We start from the raw sequence: 16,313 nt of genomic DNA on the forward strand, positions 1-16,313 counted from the left end.
TAGCATGGGCGGGCGCAGGAAGGACCCTGCGAGAACTGCCGGATCGACCCGGCACCGAAGTCAAGGAGAGCATCCCCGTGACCACCTCTGCACCCATCAGTCCAGTCGCCCTCGTTCGAGTGCCGGCCGGGACTACGGCGGGCGCGGCGGTACGGGACGCGGGTTTGCCCACCAAGGGCCCCGACACCGTCGTGGTCGTGCGCGATGTCGACGGCGCGCTCAAGGATCTGTCCTGGATTCCGGAGGAGGACGCCGACGTCGAGCCGGTCCCCGCGAACAGCGAGGACGGGCGCAGCGTGATCCGGCACTCGGCCGCACACGTGCTGGCCCAGGCGGTGCAGCAGGAGTTCCCCGACGCGAAACTCGGGATCGGCCCGCCGATCAAGGACGGCTTCTACTACGACTTCCAGGTCGACAAGCCCTTCACCCCCGAGGATCTGGCCAAGCTGGAATCGCGGATGAAGAAGATCATCAAAGGCGCGCAACGCTTTTCGCGGCGCGTCGTGGAGATCGACGACGCCCGCGTCGAATTGGCGAACGAGCCGTTCAAGCTCGAGCTGATCAGTGACAAGTCCGGCATCGACGATCCCGAGATCATGGAGGTCGGCGGCAACGAGCTGACCATCTACGACAACCTCGACCCGCGCACCGGCGAGAAGCTGTGGGGCGATCTGTGCCGCGGCCCGCACATCCCCACCACCAAGTTCATCCCCGCGTTCAAGCTCACCCGCTCCTCGGCCGCCTACTGGCGTGGCGACCAGGACCGCGAGGACCTGCAGCGCGTGTACGGCACCGCGTGGGAATCCACCGAGGCGATGGACGCCTACCTGGAGCTGCTGGCCGAGGCCGAGCGCCGTGATCACCGCAAGCTGGGCCTCGAGCTGGACCTGTTCTCCTTCCCCGACGCGCTCGGTTCGGGTCTGCCGGTGTTCCACCCCAAGGGCGGCATCATCCGCAAGGAGATGGAGGAGTACTCGCGTCAGCGCCACGTCGACGCGGGCTACGAGTTCGTCAACACCCCCCATCTCACCAAGGGGCATCTGTACGAGATCTCGGGCCATCTCGACTGGTACAAGGACGGCATGTTCCCGGCCATGCACCTCGATGCCGAGCTCAACGAGGACGGCACCGTCCGCAAGCCCGGCCAGGACTACTACGTCAAGCCGATGAACTGCCCGATGCACAACCTGATCTTCGGCGCGCGCGGTCGTTCCTACCGTGAGCTGCCGCTGCGGATGTTCGAGTTCGGTTCGGTGTACCGCTACGAGAAGTCCGGCGTGATCCACGGCCTGACCCGTGTGCGTGGCATGACCCAGGACGACGCGCACATCTACTGCACCAAAGAGCAGATGCACGCCGAGCTCACCAGCACCCTGCAGTTCGTCCTCGGCCTGCTGAAGGACTACGGTCTCGACGACTTCTACCTCGAGCTGTCCACCAAGGACCCGAAGAAGTACGTGGGCTCGGACGAGCTCTGGGCCGAGGCCACCGAAACCCTCGAGAAGGTCGCCGAGGCTTCCGGGCTCGACCTGGTGCCCGACCCCGGCGGCGCCGCGTTCTACGGCCCGAAGATCTCCGTGCAGGTCAAGGACGCGCTGGGCCGCACCTGGCAGATGTCGACCGTGCAGCTCGACTTCAACCTGCCCGATCGATTCGACCTCGAGTACACCGCCTCCGACGGCACCAAGCAGCGTCCGGTGATGATCCACCGCGCCCTGTTCGGCTCGATCGAACGCTTCTTCGGCGTCCTCACCGAGCACTACGCCGGTGCCTTCCCAGCCTGGCTCTCGCCGGTGCAGGTCGTCGGCATCCCGGTGGCGGAGAACTTCGCCCCGCACCTGGATTCGGTGATCGAACGGCTGCGCGACGCCGGCGTGCGGGCCCAGGTGGACCGCAGCGACGACCGGATGCAGAAGAAGATCTTCAACCAGACCGCGCAGAAGGTGCCGTTCATGCTGCTGGCGGGCGCGCGCGACGTGGAAGCGGGCGCGGTGAGCTTCCGGTTCCGCGACGGCACCCAGGTCAACGGCGTGCCGGTCGCCGACGCGATCGCCACCATCACCACCTGGGTCGCCCACCGCGTGAACGACTCACCCACCGCCGAGGGGTTCGAGGTCGTCTCCGCGGCGGTTCAGGCATGAGCGAGAACCTCGCCCCCGAGGCCGGCTCGATCGTCGACGCCGGGGCCGGCCAGCCCGACCGCCTGCAACGGTTGTGGACCCCGTACCGGATGTCCTACATCACCGGCGAGGTCAAGCCCAAGGACGCGACCGGGCATCCGTTCACCGATATCCCCAAGATGTCGGACGAGGACGGCCTGATCATCGCCCGCGGCGAGAATGTCTACGCCGTGCTCAACTTGTACCCGTACAACCCAGGGCACATGATGGTGGTGCCTTACCGCCGGGTAGCCGACCTGGAGGACCTCACGACCGCCGAGAGCGCGGAACTGATGGCCTTCACGCAGCGGGCCATCCGCGTGATGAAGCAGGTCTCGCGGCCTGCCGGATTCAACGTGGGTCTCAATCTCGGTGGTGTGGCCGGTGGTTCGCTCGCCGACCACCTGCACCAGCACATCGTGCCGCGCTGGGGCGGGGATGCGAACTTCATCACCGTGGTCGGCGGGGTGAAGGTGATGCCTCAGTTGTTGCGCGACACGCGGCAGCTGCTGGCGGAGGCGTGGGAGGAATAAAGACCGTGCTCAGCTTCTTCGGCCGCCAGACGTTTGCGAAAGCGACTGCGCCGCTGGGCAAAGCGCTCGTCGGGACGGGGCTCACCCCGGACGCGATGACCCTGATCGGCACCACCGCGACGATCGCCGCCGCGGTGACGCTGTTCCCCTCCGGACACCTGTTCTGGGGAACGATGGTCATCTGGCTGTTCGTCATGTTCGACATGCTCGACGGTGCGATGGCGCGCGCCCGCGGCGGCGGCACGAAGTACGGCGCCGTCCTCGATGCCACCTGTGACCGGGTGGCCGACGGCGCGATCTTCGGCGGGCTCGCCTGGTGGGCCGTCTATCACGAGCACAGCCGGCACCTGTTCGCGCTGACCTTGATCGTGCTGGTCACCTCGCAGGTGATCTCCTACGCCAAGGCGCGGGCCGAGGCCAGTGGCCTGTCCGCCGACGGTGGGCTCATCGAGCGCCCGGACCGTCTGGTCATCGTCCTGGTCGGCGCAGGGCTCACCGGCATCGGCGGGCACTGGGGGCTCGACTGGCTCACCTGGGCCGTGTACGTGGCGATGTGGGTGCTGGCGGTGCTGAGCATCGTGACGGTGTTCCAGCGGGTGCTCGCGGTGCGCAATTCGCCGGGCGCCCGCGTGGTCATTCCGCCGACGCCGCAGCCGGACGCGGGATCCGCCTCGTGAGCCTCACGGATCGGTTCAGCGACTGGGGCTACGCCGCAGGCTGGGGCCTCGTGCGTTCGGCACCGGAAGGGTTGGCGCGCAAGGTCTTCGACCTCGGCGCCGATCGTTCGGTGCGCAGCGGTGGGCCGGAACAGCTGCGCCGCAACCTCGCTCGCGTTCTCGGTGTGCCCGCCGACCAGGTCCCCGGCGACCTGATGCGGGCCAGCATGCGCTCCTACGCCCGCTACTGGCGGGAGGCTTTCCGGCTGCCGTCGATGGACCACACGAAGATCGACTACTACGTCGGTGGTCTGGAGAACGTCGACGCCGCGCTGGAGCAGGGCCGCGGCCTCATTCTGGTGCTGCCGCACTCGGGGAACTGGGACATGGCCGGTGTCTGGTTGGTGCAGCACTACGACAACTTCACCACCGTGGCCGAACGGCTGAAGCCCGAATCGCTGTTCGAGCGGTTCGTGGCCTACCGCGAGAGCCTCGGTTTCGAGGTGTTCCCGCTGACCGGTGGCGAGCAGCCGCCGTTCGCAGCGCTCGCCGAACGCCTGCGCCAGAACCGGATCGTGTGCCTGATGGGCGAACGCGACCTCACCGGCAAGGGCGTGCCCGTCGACTTCTTCGGTGAGCGCACCTGGATGCCCGGCGGTGCCGCCAAACTGGCCATCGAGACCGGCGCCGCGCTGGTTCCCGTCCACGGCTGGTTCACCGTCGACGACGACGGCACCGAAGGCTGGGGGCTGAAAGCCGAACCGGCCCTGGATGTTTCCGGTGGGGTGGCGGCCGCGACACAGGCACTCGCCGACCGGTTCGCCGCCAACATCGCCGAGCACCCGGCCGATTGGCACATGCTGCAACCACTCTGGGAAGGCGATCTGTCGCCCGAACGACTGTCGCGGATCTACGCGCAGCAGGCGGGAGGGCAGCCGTGAAGATCGGCATGATCTGCCCGTATTCGTTCGACGTCCCCGGCGGCGTGCAGGCCCATGTGGTCGAGCTGGCGCGGGTGTTCATCGAACGCGGGCACAAGGTGAGCGTGCTCGCCCCCGCCTCCGACGACACCCCGCTGCCCGATTTCGTTGTCTCGGCGGGTCGCGCGGTCGCGATTCCCTACAACGGGTCGGTGGCGCGCTTGTCCTTCGGACCCATGGCCTACACCAGGATCCGGCGCTGGATCGACAGCAACGATTTCGACGTGCTGCACATCCACGAGCCCAACGCCCCGAGCCTGTCGATGCTGGCGCTCAAGATCGCCGAGGGCCCGATCGTGGCGACCTTCCACACCTCGACCACGAAGTCGTTGGTACTCAGTACTTTTCAGGGTGTGCTTCGCCCGTATCACGAGAAGATCAGTGGGCGGATCGCCGTGTCCGAGCTGGCCAGGCGCTGGCAGGTCGAGGCGCTCGGATCCGACGCGGTCGAGATCCCCAACGGTGTCGATGTGTCCGCGTTCGCGCGCGGTGAGCCACTCGACGGGTACCCGCGCGCGGGCCGTACCGTGCTGTTCCTCGGTCGCTACGACGAACCGCGCAAGGGCATGGACGTGCTGCTCGGCGCGCTGCCCGCGCTCATCGACCATCATCCCGACGTGGAGATCCTCATCGTCGGGCGCGGTGACGAGGATCGGTTGCGCCGTGAAGCCGGCGAGCACGCGGGGCATCTGCGCTTCCTCGGGCAGGTCTCCGACGAGGAGAAAGCCGCCGCGCTGCGCAGCGCCGACGTGTACGTCGCGCCGAACCTCGGTGGCGAGAGCTTCGGGATCATCCTGATCGAGGCGATGGCGGCGGGCACCCCGGTGGTCGCGAGCGAACTCGACGCCTTCCGTCGCGTGTTGCGTGACGGGTCCGCGGGCATGCTCACCCCGATCGGTGACTCCGACGCGCTGGCCACCGCCATCGACACGCTCCTCACCGACGACGAGACGCGGATGCGTCTGGTCAGCACCGCGACCCAGGTGGTCGCGGGCTACGACTGGCCGGTCGTGGCCGAACAGATCCTGCGGGTATACGAGACCGTCACCGTCGGCGACAACCGCGTCCGGGCCGCCGGATGATCACCTTCTCCGCGACCACCGTCCTCGTTCTCGGGCTGATCGCCCTGCTCGTCCTCGCCCTCGGCGTGTGGGCCTACTCCACGGCGAACCGGCTCGACCGGCTGCACGTGCGCTCCGATCAGTCCTGGCAGGCACTCGATGCCGCGCTCGCCCGCCGGGCGGTGGTGGCTCGTGCGGTGGCGATGTCGGAGGCCGGTCCGGTGAGTACCGACCCGCGCCGGGCCGAACGGGCCACCCAGCTCGCCACACTCGCCGATCGGGCCGAACGCGCCGATCGCGGTGACCGGGAGACGATCGAGAACCAGCTCTCCGCCGCGCTGTCCCTCGTCGACATCGACCACCTGCGACCGCAGCTGGTGGCCGAACTCGCCGACGCCGAGGCTCGCGTGCTGATCGCACGCCGCTTCCACAACGACGCGGTGCGCGACACCCTGGCCCTGCGCACCCGCAGGCCGGTCCGCATCTTGCACCTCGGTGGCACGGCGCCGCTGCCGCACTATTTCGAGATCACCGAACGCGCGACACCCGCTGCCGCCACCGGCCTCACCGTGCACACCACCCGCACCTCCGCCCGGGTGATGCTGCTCGACGAGCACAACCGCGTGCTGCTGCTGCGCGGCCACGACCCGATGATCCCTGAAGTGGCCTTCTGGTTCACCGTCGGCGGCGGCGTCGAACCGGGGGAGAACCTGCGCGATGCCGCGGTTCGCGAGATCTACGAGGAAACCGGGCAGCGTGTGGATCCCGCCGCGCTGCGCGGCCCGCTGTGGCGCCGGGTCGCGGTGTTCCCGTTCAACGGCGAGCTGATCCGCTCCGAGGAACTGTTCTTCACCCTGCGCTCGCCGGGCTTCGAGTGGCGCCCGGCCGACCTGACGGCCCTGGAACGCCGCACCATCACCGACCACCGCTGGTGCTCCGCCGACGACATCCGCGCACTCGACGACGCGGGCGAGGTCGTCTACCCGTACCACCTCGACGAACTCCTCACCGAGGCCGTTTCCGCAGCCGAAGACGACACCCAGCACGTGGTCCGCTCGATCCGCTGAGGCCCGGCGCGGGACGACCCTGGCATGGCCCTGCCGAACGGTCGGCGCAGTGAAGGCCGACACCCGGCCCACAGGGCTCGGCCGATTCGTCGACGCGCGGCCGAGGACGACACCCGAAACGGGCTCGCTCGATATGTTCAGGTGCTAGGCGCGGCATCCTTGGACGACGCTGTGCGCGGCGACGATCGGGAGGTGATCCGTGGCGGCTCGGGAGCATTCGGTCAGCATCGGAACCGCTGAGGTCATCGGGTTTCGATTGCACGCGAACACTCTGCTCTCCCGGCGACCGATCGGCGATCTGCTCGACGTGGCCGGCGCGTGCGCGGTGCAGAACAGCCCGCCGGGCTCGGCGCTGCTTGCGCTGGCGGCCCGCGTCGACGGTGTGACCGGTGACCACGTCGATCACCTTGTCGCACAGGACAAGGCGTTGTTGCAGACCTGGTGCATGCGCGGGTCGCCGTTCTTCTTCCCGACCGCCGACGCACCGGTCTTCACCACCGGCGTGCTGCCGACGACCGAGGCGGCGCGATTGCGGCTGATCGGCGGCGTCGGTCCGGCGCTCGACACCCTCGGGATAGGTCTGGACGAGGTGGTGGAGCGCACCGTCGCGCAGATCGGGCCGGTGCTGTCGCAGCGTGCGACGGCGATCGGCGAACTCGGCGCAGAACTGGCCAGCCGCATCGCGGACACACTGACCGCTGCCCAGCGCACAGCATGGCAGTCGCCAGGTCCGTATGGCGCGAACCAACCACTGGGGGAGGCGGTCGTGCACTTCTGCCTGCGGATCCTGACACTGCGCGGCATCGTGTGCCTCGCACCGCGCACCGCCAACACCGCACCGTTCGTCCTGCTCGCGGAATGGCTGGACGGCCCGCTGCCGAAGACCGATCCCGCGGCGGATCGCGCCACCCTGCTGCGCCGCTATCTGCGGTGCTACGGACCGTCGTCCCGCGGTGAATTCGCGACCTGGCTCGGCGTGCGAGCCGGTGACGTGGATCCGTGGTGGGACACCGTGGCGGACGAAATCACTCCGGTCGACTACGACGGGCGGCGCCGGTGGATCCACACCGAGGACCTGGAAGAGCTCCGGTCAGCGCACGAGGCATCCGGTGTCCGGCTGCTGCCACCCGGCGATCCCTACACGCAGACCCGGGATCGCGACACCATCGTCGATCCGAAATATCGACGCGCGGTGTGGAAGACGGTCGGCGCACCGGGCGTGGTGCTCGCCGACGGCGCCGTCGCCGGAATCTGGCGCCCACGCAAGAGCGGGCGCACGCTGACACTGACCGTCACACCGTTCCAGTCGATGAGCTCGCGGCTACGCGCACTGCTGCGCGAGGAAGCGGCGCCCGTGGCGACGTTGCGCGGCGCCACCGAGGTCGACGTGCGATTCGACGATCCCGCAAGCTGATCGACAGTCTTTCCGTCTTTCGGCATCCCCGCCGACTGTCGAGAAAACGGGTTGACTCCGGCGCCGTCGCCTCGCATAGGGTGGGCGGGTGAATTCTCCGGAGGCGTCCAGAAGGTAGCCGTCCGGCCTGCGGGCCGGGCGGCGTTGTGGGTCCAGCATCGCATCGGTCCGCGGATCGATGCGATGTGTCGTTCGCAACGCCGGATGATCGTCGATTCCGCGCGGCCGGGCCATGATTCGCTCGATGCCGCCTCATCTCGGACACCGCGTGCGACGCGCGGCGTCCCGGTATCCGGAGAGTTGATCAATCATGCCCATCGGGGTTTTCGTGCTGGCTGCCGCGGTTTTCGCGCAGGGCACATCGGAATTCATGATGTCGGGGTTGCTGGCGCGGACCGCCGCCGACTTCGGCGTCTCGGTCGGCACCGTGGGGCTGCTGACGTCGGTGTACGCGGTCGGCATGGTGCTGGGCGCACCGACGATGGCGGCCACCATGGGTCGGTGGCCGCTACGGCGTTCGGCGACAACATTTCTCGCGCTCTTCTGCGTCACCCATATCGTCGGCGCGCTGACCACCGATTTCGCGGTGCTGGTGACTACCCGGGCGGTCGCCGCGGTCGCGAACGCCGGATTCCTGGCGCTCGTGCTGGCGGCCCTGCCTCGGCTGGTCGGGCCCGCGCTGGTCGGTCGCGCGACCTCGATCACCGTGTCGGGGGTGACGGTGGCCTGCATCGTGGGCGTACCGGCGGGGACACTGCTCGGGCAGCTGTGGGGTTGGCGATCGGCCTTCTGGGCCGTCGCGGTGGTGAGCGCGGTGGTCCTCGTCCCGGTGGCGTCGATGGTGCCGCGCGACGGTGCGGAAGTCGGCGCCTCGGATCGGTCGATGCGGTCCGAGTGGGCGGTGCTCGGGGTGCGCACGGTGCGGTCGGGGGTGATCGTCGGAGTTCTGGTCAATGCCGCGACGTTCGCCGCGTTCACCTACCTCGGCACCGTCGCCGCCGGGATCGCGGGCGCGACCAGCGTCTGGGTCCCGCTGGTGCTGGCGTTGTTCGGCCTCGGCTCCTTCGTCGGAGTGACGCTCACCGGTCGGTACAGCGACCGCCACGGCCGTTCCATCATCACCGTGGGCACGGCCGGACTGGTCGGCGTGTGGACGCTGGCCGCGCTCACCGCGCACACGATGGCGGGGTTCGCGGCCATGACGTTGCTCACGGGCGCGGCCGCGTTCGGCGTCGGATCCGCGGTGATCGCGACCATCGTGCGGACCGCCGCACCCGCCGCGCCTCGGCTCGCCGGAGCGCTGGCCACGACCGCGCTCAATATCGGCGCGGTGCTCGGTCCGGTCGTCGCCGGCGTGGCCGTCGATCGCGCGCAAACCCCGGTCGCGGCGCTGTGGTGCGCTGCCGGGGCGGCGGCCGTCGCGGCGGCGATCGTGCTGGTCGACCGGGCACGGCGCGCGCCTGTGGCGGACGCGGTCGCACCCGTGGCACGGTGAATGCCAGGCCATCGGACAAGGCCAGCGGTGAGCGGCGAACGCATCGCCGCTGGTCGTGACAAGGCCAGTGGTGCTCAACTGGCTATGAAGGCCGATTTCGGGCAGCTCTAGAATCGACGGTGAACCGAATCCGAGCGACTTGATTGGCGCCCATGACACAGGAGACATTCGTGACTACGCCTGAGACCACCAACACCGTCGGCACCGCCCGCGTGAAGCGCGGCATGGCCGAGATGCTCAAGGGTGGCGTGATCATGGATGTGGTCAACGCCGAGCAAGCCAAGATCGCCGAAGACGCCGGCGCCGTGGCCGTGATGGCGCTCGAGCGGGTGCCCGCCGACATCCGCGCCCAGGGCGGCGTGTCCCGGATGAGCGACCCGGACATGATCGACGGCATCATCGCCGCGGTCTCCATCCCGGTCATGGCCAAGGCCCGCATCGGCCACTTCGTCGAGGCGCAGATCCTGCAGAGCCTGGGCGTGGACTACATCGACGAGTCCGAGGTGCTCACCCCCGCCGACTACGCCAACCACATCGACAAGTGGAACTACACCGTCCCGTTCGTCTGTGGCGCCACCAACCTGGGCGAGGCCCTGCGCCGCATCACCGAGGGCGCGGCCATGATCCGCTCCAAGGGCGAGGCCGGCACCGGTGACGTGTCCAACGCGACCACCCACATGCGGACCATCCGCGGCGAGATCCGTCGGCTGACCTCGCTGTCCGAGGACGAGCTGTTCGTGGCCGCCAAGGAACTGCAGGCCCCGTACGAGCTGGTTCGTGAGGTCGCGCAGACCGGCAAGCTCCCGGTCGTGATGTTCACCGCCGGCGGCATCGCCACCCCCGCCGACGCCGCCATGATGATGCAGCTCGGCGCCGAAGGCGTGTTCGTCGGCTCGGGCATCTTCAAGTCCGGCAACCCCGAACAGCGCGCCGCCGCCATCGTCAAGGCCACCACCTTCTACGACGACCCGGACGTGCTGGCCAAGGTCTCGCGCGGCCTGGGCGAAGCCATGGTCGGCATCAACGTCGAAGAGATCCCGCAGCCGCACCGTCTGGCCGAGCGCGGCTGGTGATCGTGGGCCCGATATCGTTCGGGCACTGAAACATTCGCCTCGGCGGGCGTCGTGATCGCGACGCCCGCCGAGGCTTTGTCGTGCGGCGACTCAGCGCTGGACGAGCTCGCTGGTCAGGGTGTCGAGGCGGATCGCGTTGTTCGGGTCGAAGTCCTTGCGCGTGAGGGGGAGCCGGGTTCGGCGCCGGAAGCGGTCACCGGATCAGCGGGTGGCTCGTCGAGGAGCTGGGCGATCGGCGGGACCGCTTGATCGACCGATCGGCCGAAGACGAGTCCGGCGGCCTTGGTCAGTATCCGCTGGGGTGTGGGCAGTGGGTCGGCCATCGCGGTCCGCACCATCATCGGGTTATAGAGCACGTAGCGGGTGCGGGTGTTCGGGTGGCGGTGCGGGAAGGCGACGCCGAGCAGGTCGTTGGCGCGTGAGGCCTGCATGGCGGCGCGCGTGCCGGTGTAGCCCTCGCGCAGGGTCAGGTTGTCCCAGTGGATGCGGCCGGGAAAGCCGCCGGGGCCACAGATGTTCATGATGACCGGGGTATCCGCGCGTTCCAGCGCATCGGCGAGACCGTGTCCGAGGACGAATCGGCTCAGGTAGTGCAGCGCGAAGGTGAACTCGGTGCCGTCCTCGGTGACCTCGCGCCGCGGTCGGAAGCGCTGGGCGCCGAAGACGAGACCGTCGACGGTGTCGGCCAGCGCGGTGACCCGGGCAAGGGTGTCCCGCATTCCCGTCAGGGTGCTCAGATCGGCTCGCAGGAACACCGCGCGCTCGCCCCCGCCGAGCGCGGCGGCCTCGCGGCGGAACGCCTCGCCTTTCGTCGCGCCGCTGGCGATCGCGATCACCCGGTCGCCGCGTCGCAGAAAATGTAGGCCGAGCCCTTTGCCCATGCCGTCGGTGCCGCCGGTGATGACATACGTGCGCATCGAATCCCGTTCTCCTCGAATCACTCTGGACTGTGTCATCGGCCGATATGTCGAGGCTAGAAACGAACGCGGCACCAAGTCAACATCTGATGACTTAGCATGACTTCATGGAACCGAAAGCCGAACCCCGTCGCCGCGATCGTGCGGCCACCCGTGCCGCGCTGCTCGACGCCGCGCGAATCCGCTTCGCGGCGCAGGGTTTCGACGGCACGGGACTGCGCGAGATCGCCGCCGAGGTCGGGGTCGATCCCGCCTTGGTATCGCGCTACTTCGGTTCCAAGAAGGGGCTCTACGCCGAGGCGATGCACCTGGAGATCCCCACCGGAGTGGCCGCCGATCCGCACCGCCCGGTCGTCAGCATCGCCGATGCCCTGCTCCACGATGTGGTGTACCAGGACTGGTCGCGCTACGGCGGCGAACACCCGCTCCTGGCCATGCTCCGATCGGCCGGCCACGACGACGTGCGCGATCAATTGCGCGCCCAGCTCTGCGACGGTTACCTGCGTGAATTCGCCGACCGGCTCGGCGGACCCGGCGCGGAACTACGCGCGGAGCTGATCGGCGCCCTGCTGATCGGCCTCGGCGTGCTGCGCTCGGTGATCGGCACGCCCGCCGTGAGCGCGGCGCCGTTCGACCGCACCCGGGTGCTCACCGCGCGCATGGTGAACGCCCTGACCTGAACCCGGCCGTGGGCATCTCAGAGGATGCCCTGCTCGTGTGCGTAGATGGCGGCTTGGGTGCGGTCCCGCACGCCGAGGCGGTTCAGGATGCTCGAGATGTGGTTCTTGACGGTGCCCTCGCTGAGGTAGAGGGACCGCGCGATCTCGCGGTTGGCGGCGCCGGTGGCGAGCAGGCGCAGGACCTCGGTTTCGCGACCGGTGAGCTCGACGGTGGGGCGTGGTGTGCGGGATCGGACCATGGCGGCCAGGCGCGCGGTGACGGCGGCGGAGTACTGGTCGACGCCCGCGTGCGCGAGGCGGATCGCCTGGGCGAGTTCGGCGGCGGGGAGGTCTTTGAGCAGGTATCCGGAGGCGCCCGCGCGCAGGGCCGCGACGATGTAGCCGTCGTCGTCGAAGGTGGTGAGCATCAGCACCGTCGCCCGGCCGCGCAAGAGGCCGGCTGCCTCGACGCCGTCCATTCCGGGCATCCGCACGTCCATCAGGACCACATCAGGTGTCAGCGCGGCGGTCGATTCGACTGCCTCGGCGCCACTTTCGGCCGTGCCGACTACGTCGATACCGGGCTGCAAGGCGAGCAGTGCGGCGATCCCTTCGCGGACGAGACGCTCATCGTCGGCGATCAGCACGCGGACCTTCGGCGCCGGCATCCCCGCATGGTGCCGGGTCATCGCGCAACCACCGGGATCGTGACGAGCAGACGAGTTCCCCGGGAGGTGGAGGTGATTCGTACCTCGCCGCCGACCAGGTCGAGGCGCTCACGCATTCCGGTGAGCCCCTGCCCCTCGGCCGTGCCCGGCGCGAAACCTGTTCCGTTGTCGGCGATGTCGAGGACGCCGGTGGTCGGCGTCAGGTCGACCCGGACCGCCACGGCGGTGGCGCCGGCATGGCGGCGCGCGTTGGTGAGCGCTTCCTGCGCGGCGAGATACAGGGCGAGGCGCACAGGTTCGCCGACGGTGTCCTCGGTGCCGGTGAGGTCGAGAGTCACGGCGAAGCCCGGGTCGTCGAGTCGGGCCGCGAGCGCGCGCAGCGAGCAGCTGAGCGTGAACCGGGTGTCGTCGGCGCGCAGCGTGCCCACCGCGCGACGGACCTCGTCGAGGGCCAGGCGCGCGGAACGACGTCCTTCGGCCAGCGCCCGGTCGGCGGTGTCGGTGTCCACCGTTCGGTACGCGGCCGATTTCTCGAGCTGGATCGCGACGACCACGAGGTGGTGGCCGACACTGTCGTGGATATCGCGGGCCACCCGGGTTCGCTCGGCGACGGTGGCCAGGGTGACCGCCTGGTCCGCGTACTCGCGCAGTCTGGCGTGCGCGTCGGACAGCTCGGTGAGCAGCGTTTCGGCACGGCGCCGCCCGGTCTCCTCGCGTTCGGCGATCACCGCGATCGCCAGGGCGAACACGATGCCGATCGCGAACATCAGCAGATCGGACAGCGCTTCGGGATCATGGCGCAGCGCAGGCCGTCCGAGGACAAGGGCTCCGGCCAGGAGCAGACCGCCACCGGCGAGTGTGTAGGCGACCCGGTGTCCGACGGCGAAATAGGCGGTGAGCGGGAGCAGGACGAACAGAACCTTCGCATTGCCACTGCTGTCCAGTGCGGTGATCACGGCGTACACGGCCGCGCGGACGACCAGGCCTGCGAGGGCGACGGCCCGGGTGGCAGGTCCACGCCATTCGGCGATCTCCAGCGCGCCCGCCACGAGGAGCGCGCCGGCGAAAGCGCACAACCGGACGGGGTCCACAGGCGCGGTCGAGGCGACAGCGAGTCCGGCGATCAGCACCGAGGCGTAGAGGAAGCACGCCACCCAGGTCAGTGCGTGCGGTCGATGCATCGGCTGAGCCTATGGCCGTGTTCCGCACACGACCAGGGCTGCGCGGCGAATGTAGCCGAAAGTCATGGGTCGCCCGGCACTTACCGCCGTGACCACCGGATTCCTACCGTCGAACTCGACATCGAGAAGGGATTTCGACATGGACACACGAGCACTACTGCGACTGGGTAGCCTCGCAGGATTCCTCTGCGGCGCGGCGATCGCCGCGGCGGGGGCGACCGAACTGATCGCCGACGGCAAGACACCACTGACCCAGGTTCTCAACGGGACGGCCGTCCCCTTCGGCATCGGTTTGCTGGTGGCGTTGTACTCGCTGCTGCACCTGCGCCTCGGCCGCTTCGGAGCACTCGGCTTCGTCGTCCAGTTTCTCGGCTTCGGTTTTTTCGCCGGCGTCGCCTTCGCCAGGAATTTCGTCCTGGTGTACCTGGACAAGCCCGTCGTGGACGAACTGCTCACCAGCCCAGCCAAATCCGCGTTCCTGCTCACCGGGTTCCTCGCGCTGACCGGAACGCTGCTGTTCGGCTCGGCGTTGATCGGCAGCCGCGCCGTGCCGGTCGCGGCCGCGACCCTCTACACAGCGGGTCTGTCCGTGCTGTGCCTGACCTTCCTGCTGCCGACGCCGCTGGTCCGTGCGGGGCACATCGCGGCCGGGGTGGGCATCGGGTGGCTGGCCTGGTGGGTGTGGTCGAACGTCACCGCGAGACAGTCGGCTCCCGTACTCGCCGGCTAGGGCTGACCCGCCGCGCCTTCGGTATCGGCGGTGAGGGCGTCGGCGAAGTTCTCGGCGTAGCCGAGGATGAGCTGGCGCTGGGTGGGGAGCAGGACGGCCAGTTCGTGCCAGGCGATGGCGGTGGGGGAGCCGTACAGATGGGTCAGGTCGGTGACAAGGGCCGCTGCCTGTTCGGGAGTGGGAGCGGTGGGCCGGGCGAAGGCGAGCAGGGAAGCGCCGATGGCGATGTGGCGATAGCCGTGGGTGGCCATGCGGCGGATGACGGTGTGGTTGTCGTAGGTGCTCCAGTCGTCGGCGAAGTACCCGTTGGGGATACCCGCGATGGCGAGGTCGTCCCGATCCACCGGGACACGCTGGATCAGCACGACGTCGTCGACCACACGGTCGGGGGAACGGTTGGCGGCGACGAGCGCGGCGAGTTCGTCCTCGGACGCGTTGCGGGTGTCGCGCAGCGCGTCCCACGGAACGCGGGCGGACGGGTTGTCCAGCAGCGCGGCGATGCGCGAGACCGTGGCGTTCTCGGCGTGGTGGGTGGCGGCGGGGTCGTCCGGGTCGTCGTGGACGACCCCGTCCTCGCCTTCGATGAGCCCGAGCGTGGCGTGCATGCTCGTGTACGCGCATTGGCCGAGATCGTCGAGCGTGCAGAGGATCCTGGCATCGGGATGATCCATGCGGACCAGCTCTAACGCGTCGAGCAGTTGGGCGAAGGTGGTGACGTCGTCGAGGCGGGCAACGGTGTTGGAGTCCAGCCGGTTACGTCGAACGGGTGGTTCGCCCGGCTCGAAAGTCGTCATCTGCACTCCGACATCCTGGCACGGCCTTCGGCGCGTCGGAGTGATCCCGGCGCAGGTGGGCGATGTGGGCTCGGTATCGGTTGGCCCAGGAATTGCTGCCAACTGGGCATACCGTACAGTCGGTCCGTGACCGCGCTCGACTTCTCCTTGCTGGTCGTCGCGGGATTCTTCACCGGCTTGATCGGTTTCGTCACCGGGATGGCCTCGATCGTCTCCTATCCGGCGCTGCTGGCCGCCGGTCTGCCGCCCGTCGCGGCCAACGTCACCAACACGGTCGCCATGGTCGCCGTCGGTGTCGGGGCGACCGCGAATTCCGGACGTGAACTCGTCGGCAGAGGACCCACGCTGGTGCGCTGGGCGGTGCTGGCGGCCGTGGGCGGGCTGCTCGGCGCGCTCGCGCTGCTGGTCGCCCCGGACGGTGCGTTCGAGGTGGTCGTGCCGTTTCTGGTGGCGATGGCGTCGATCGCGCTGCTGGTGCAACCTCTGGTGCGCCACCATATCGGCGAGCTCAGCGCGCCCTGGATCGTCCCGGTCGGCATCCTGCTCACCTCCGTGTACGGCGGGTATTTCGGCGCGGGCGCGGGCGTGATCTACCTGTCGATGATGATGCTGTGCACCGCCGAATCCATCTGGAGCGCGTCGATTCTCAAGAGCTTTCTGCTCGGTATCGCGAACCTGGTCGCCGCGGTCGGGTTCGCGGCCTTCGGACCGGTGCACTGGGGTGCGGCGCTGGCCCTCGGCGCCGGTGCGCTGGCAGGTGGCTGGTGTGGTCCGCCGGTGGTGAAAGTGATTCCGCCGAGTGCGCTGCGGGTGGCGGTCGGCATCGGTGGACTCGGGCTCGCCGTGTATCTGGCTCAGTAGCGGCACCGGAGTGTTCGCTGCGGCCCGCTCGTTCGCCTGCCGGGCCGCGACACGGTCCGTAGCCT

At 69.0% G+C, this 16,313-nt stretch carries 16 protein-coding genes; 12 read left to right on the top strand and 4 right to left on the bottom strand.

The features are described from left to right. Positions 1 to 77: 77 nt before the first annotated feature. The 9 genes from thrS to pdxS all read left to right on the top strand — a co-directional run bounded on the left by thrS (position 78) and on the right by pdxS (position 10,438). On the top strand, positions 78 to 2,141 hold the full coding sequence (thrS, locus tag ACFTS5_RS02635) for a threonine--tRNA ligase (RefSeq protein WP_378626867.1): 2,064 nt from the start codon (positions 78 to 80) through the stop codon (positions 2,139 to 2,141). After that, complete coding sequence (locus ACFTS5_RS02640) at positions 2,138 to 2,692, top strand: HIT family protein (RefSeq protein WP_378626868.1); 555 nt, start codon at positions 2,138 to 2,140, stop codon at positions 2,690 to 2,692. The genes thrS and ACFTS5_RS02640 overlap by 4 nt, the downstream gene beginning before the upstream one ends. A 5-nt stretch (positions 2,693 to 2,697) precedes the next feature. Further along, positions 2,698 to 3,369, top strand: coding sequence for a phosphatidylinositol phosphate synthase (pgsA, locus tag ACFTS5_RS02645; protein WP_378628300.1), 672 nt, complete (start codon positions 2,698 to 2,700; stop codon positions 3,367 to 3,369). Further along, positions 3,366 to 4,289: a phosphatidylinositol mannoside acyltransferase gene (locus tag ACFTS5_RS02650; RefSeq protein ID WP_378626869.1), complete on the top strand. Its 924-nt coding sequence runs from the start codon at positions 3,366 to 3,368 to the stop codon at positions 4,287 to 4,289. The genes pgsA and ACFTS5_RS02650 overlap by 4 nt, the downstream gene beginning before the upstream one ends. Next, on the top strand, positions 4,286 to 5,410 hold the full coding sequence (locus ACFTS5_RS02655) for a glycosyltransferase family 4 protein (protein WP_378626870.1): 1,125 nt from the start codon (positions 4,286 to 4,288) through the stop codon (positions 5,408 to 5,410). The genes ACFTS5_RS02650 and ACFTS5_RS02655 overlap by 4 nt, the downstream gene beginning before the upstream one ends. After that, complete coding sequence (locus ACFTS5_RS02660) at positions 5,410 to 6,456, top strand: NUDIX domain-containing protein (RefSeq protein WP_378628302.1); 1,047 nt, start codon at positions 5,410 to 5,412, stop codon at positions 6,454 to 6,456. Before ACFTS5_RS02655 ends, ACFTS5_RS02660 begins: the two co-directional genes overlap by 1 nt. 199 nt (positions 6,457 to 6,655) lie before the next feature. Next, on the top strand, positions 6,656 to 7,870 hold the full coding sequence (locus tag ACFTS5_RS02665; RefSeq protein WP_378626871.1) for a winged helix DNA-binding domain-containing protein: 1,215 nt from the start codon (positions 6,656 to 6,658) through the stop codon (positions 7,868 to 7,870). A 310-nt stretch (positions 7,871 to 8,180) separates the two neighbouring features. Further along, the gene (locus ACFTS5_RS02670; protein ID WP_378626872.1) at positions 8,181 to 9,365 is read left to right on the top strand and encodes a Cmx/CmrA family chloramphenicol efflux MFS transporter; all 1,185 of its coding nucleotides are present in this window, start codon (positions 8,181 to 8,183) and stop codon (positions 9,363 to 9,365) included. Positions 9,366 to 9,517: 152 nt separating this feature from the next. Continuing rightward, positions 9,518 to 10,438 carry a pyridoxal 5'-phosphate synthase lyase subunit PdxS gene (gene pdxS / locus ACFTS5_RS02675; protein ID WP_056810852.1) on the top strand — a complete coding sequence of 307 codons (921 nt, stop codon included), beginning with the start codon at positions 9,518 to 9,520 and terminating at the stop codon, positions 10,436 to 10,438. Positions 10,439 to 10,551: 113 nt separating this feature from the next. On the opposite strand, the gene ACFTS5_RS02680 is transcribed toward pdxS, so the two are convergent. Then, entirely contained in the window at positions 10,552 to 11,355 is an 804-nt protein-coding gene (locus ACFTS5_RS02680) for an SDR family NAD(P)-dependent oxidoreductase (protein ID WP_378626873.1), read from the bottom strand. Positions 11,356 to 11,462: 107 nt separating this feature from the next. Between ACFTS5_RS02680 and ACFTS5_RS02685 the strand changes: the two genes are divergently transcribed. Further along, the gene (locus ACFTS5_RS02685) at positions 11,463 to 12,035 is read left to right on the top strand and encodes a TetR family transcriptional regulator (protein WP_378626874.1); all 573 of its coding nucleotides are present in this window, start codon (positions 11,463 to 11,465) and stop codon (positions 12,033 to 12,035) included. A gap of 17 nt (positions 12,036 to 12,052) precedes the next feature. On the opposite strand, the gene ACFTS5_RS02690 is transcribed toward ACFTS5_RS02685, so the two are convergent. Both ACFTS5_RS02690 and ACFTS5_RS02695 read right to left on the bottom strand, forming a co-directional pair. Then, positions 12,053 to 12,682: a response regulator gene (locus ACFTS5_RS02690; protein ID WP_378626875.1), complete on the bottom strand. Its 630-nt coding sequence runs from the start codon at positions 12,680 to 12,682 to the stop codon at positions 12,053 to 12,055. Positions 12,683 to 12,699: 17 nt separating this feature from the next. After that, positions 12,700 to 13,863 (bottom strand): sensor histidine kinase, encoded by a 1,164-nt coding sequence (locus ACFTS5_RS02695; protein WP_378626876.1) that lies wholly within the window; start codon positions 13,861 to 13,863, stop codon positions 12,700 to 12,702. A 139-nt stretch (positions 13,864 to 14,002) separates the two neighbouring features. Here ACFTS5_RS02695 and ACFTS5_RS02700 point away from each other — a divergent pair, with 139 nt between their 5' ends. Then, positions 14,003 to 14,593 carry a hypothetical protein gene (locus ACFTS5_RS02700; protein ID WP_378626877.1) on the top strand — a complete coding sequence of 197 codons (591 nt, stop codon included), beginning with the start codon at positions 14,003 to 14,005 and terminating at the stop codon, positions 14,591 to 14,593. On the opposite strand, the gene ACFTS5_RS02705 is transcribed toward ACFTS5_RS02700, so the two are convergent. Further along, complete coding sequence (locus ACFTS5_RS02705; protein WP_378626879.1) at positions 14,590 to 15,387, bottom strand: hypothetical protein; 798 nt, start codon at positions 15,385 to 15,387, stop codon at positions 14,590 to 14,592. The genes ACFTS5_RS02700 and ACFTS5_RS02705 overlap by 4 nt on opposite strands. 126 nt (positions 15,388 to 15,513) lie before the next feature. Here ACFTS5_RS02705 and ACFTS5_RS02710 point away from each other — a divergent pair, with 126 nt between their 5' ends. Further along, a complete protein-coding gene (locus ACFTS5_RS02710; RefSeq protein ID WP_378626881.1) occupies positions 15,514 to 16,248 on the top strand; it encodes a sulfite exporter TauE/SafE family protein in 735 nt (244 codons plus the stop codon). Positions 16,249 to 16,313: the final 65 nt, after the last annotated feature.

Origin of the sequence: Nocardia sp. NPDC056952, assembly GCF_042674185.1 — a bacterium.
In the GTDB taxonomy this organism is placed as follows: domain Bacteria; phylum Actinomycetota; class Actinomycetes; order Mycobacteriales; family Mycobacteriaceae; genus Nocardia.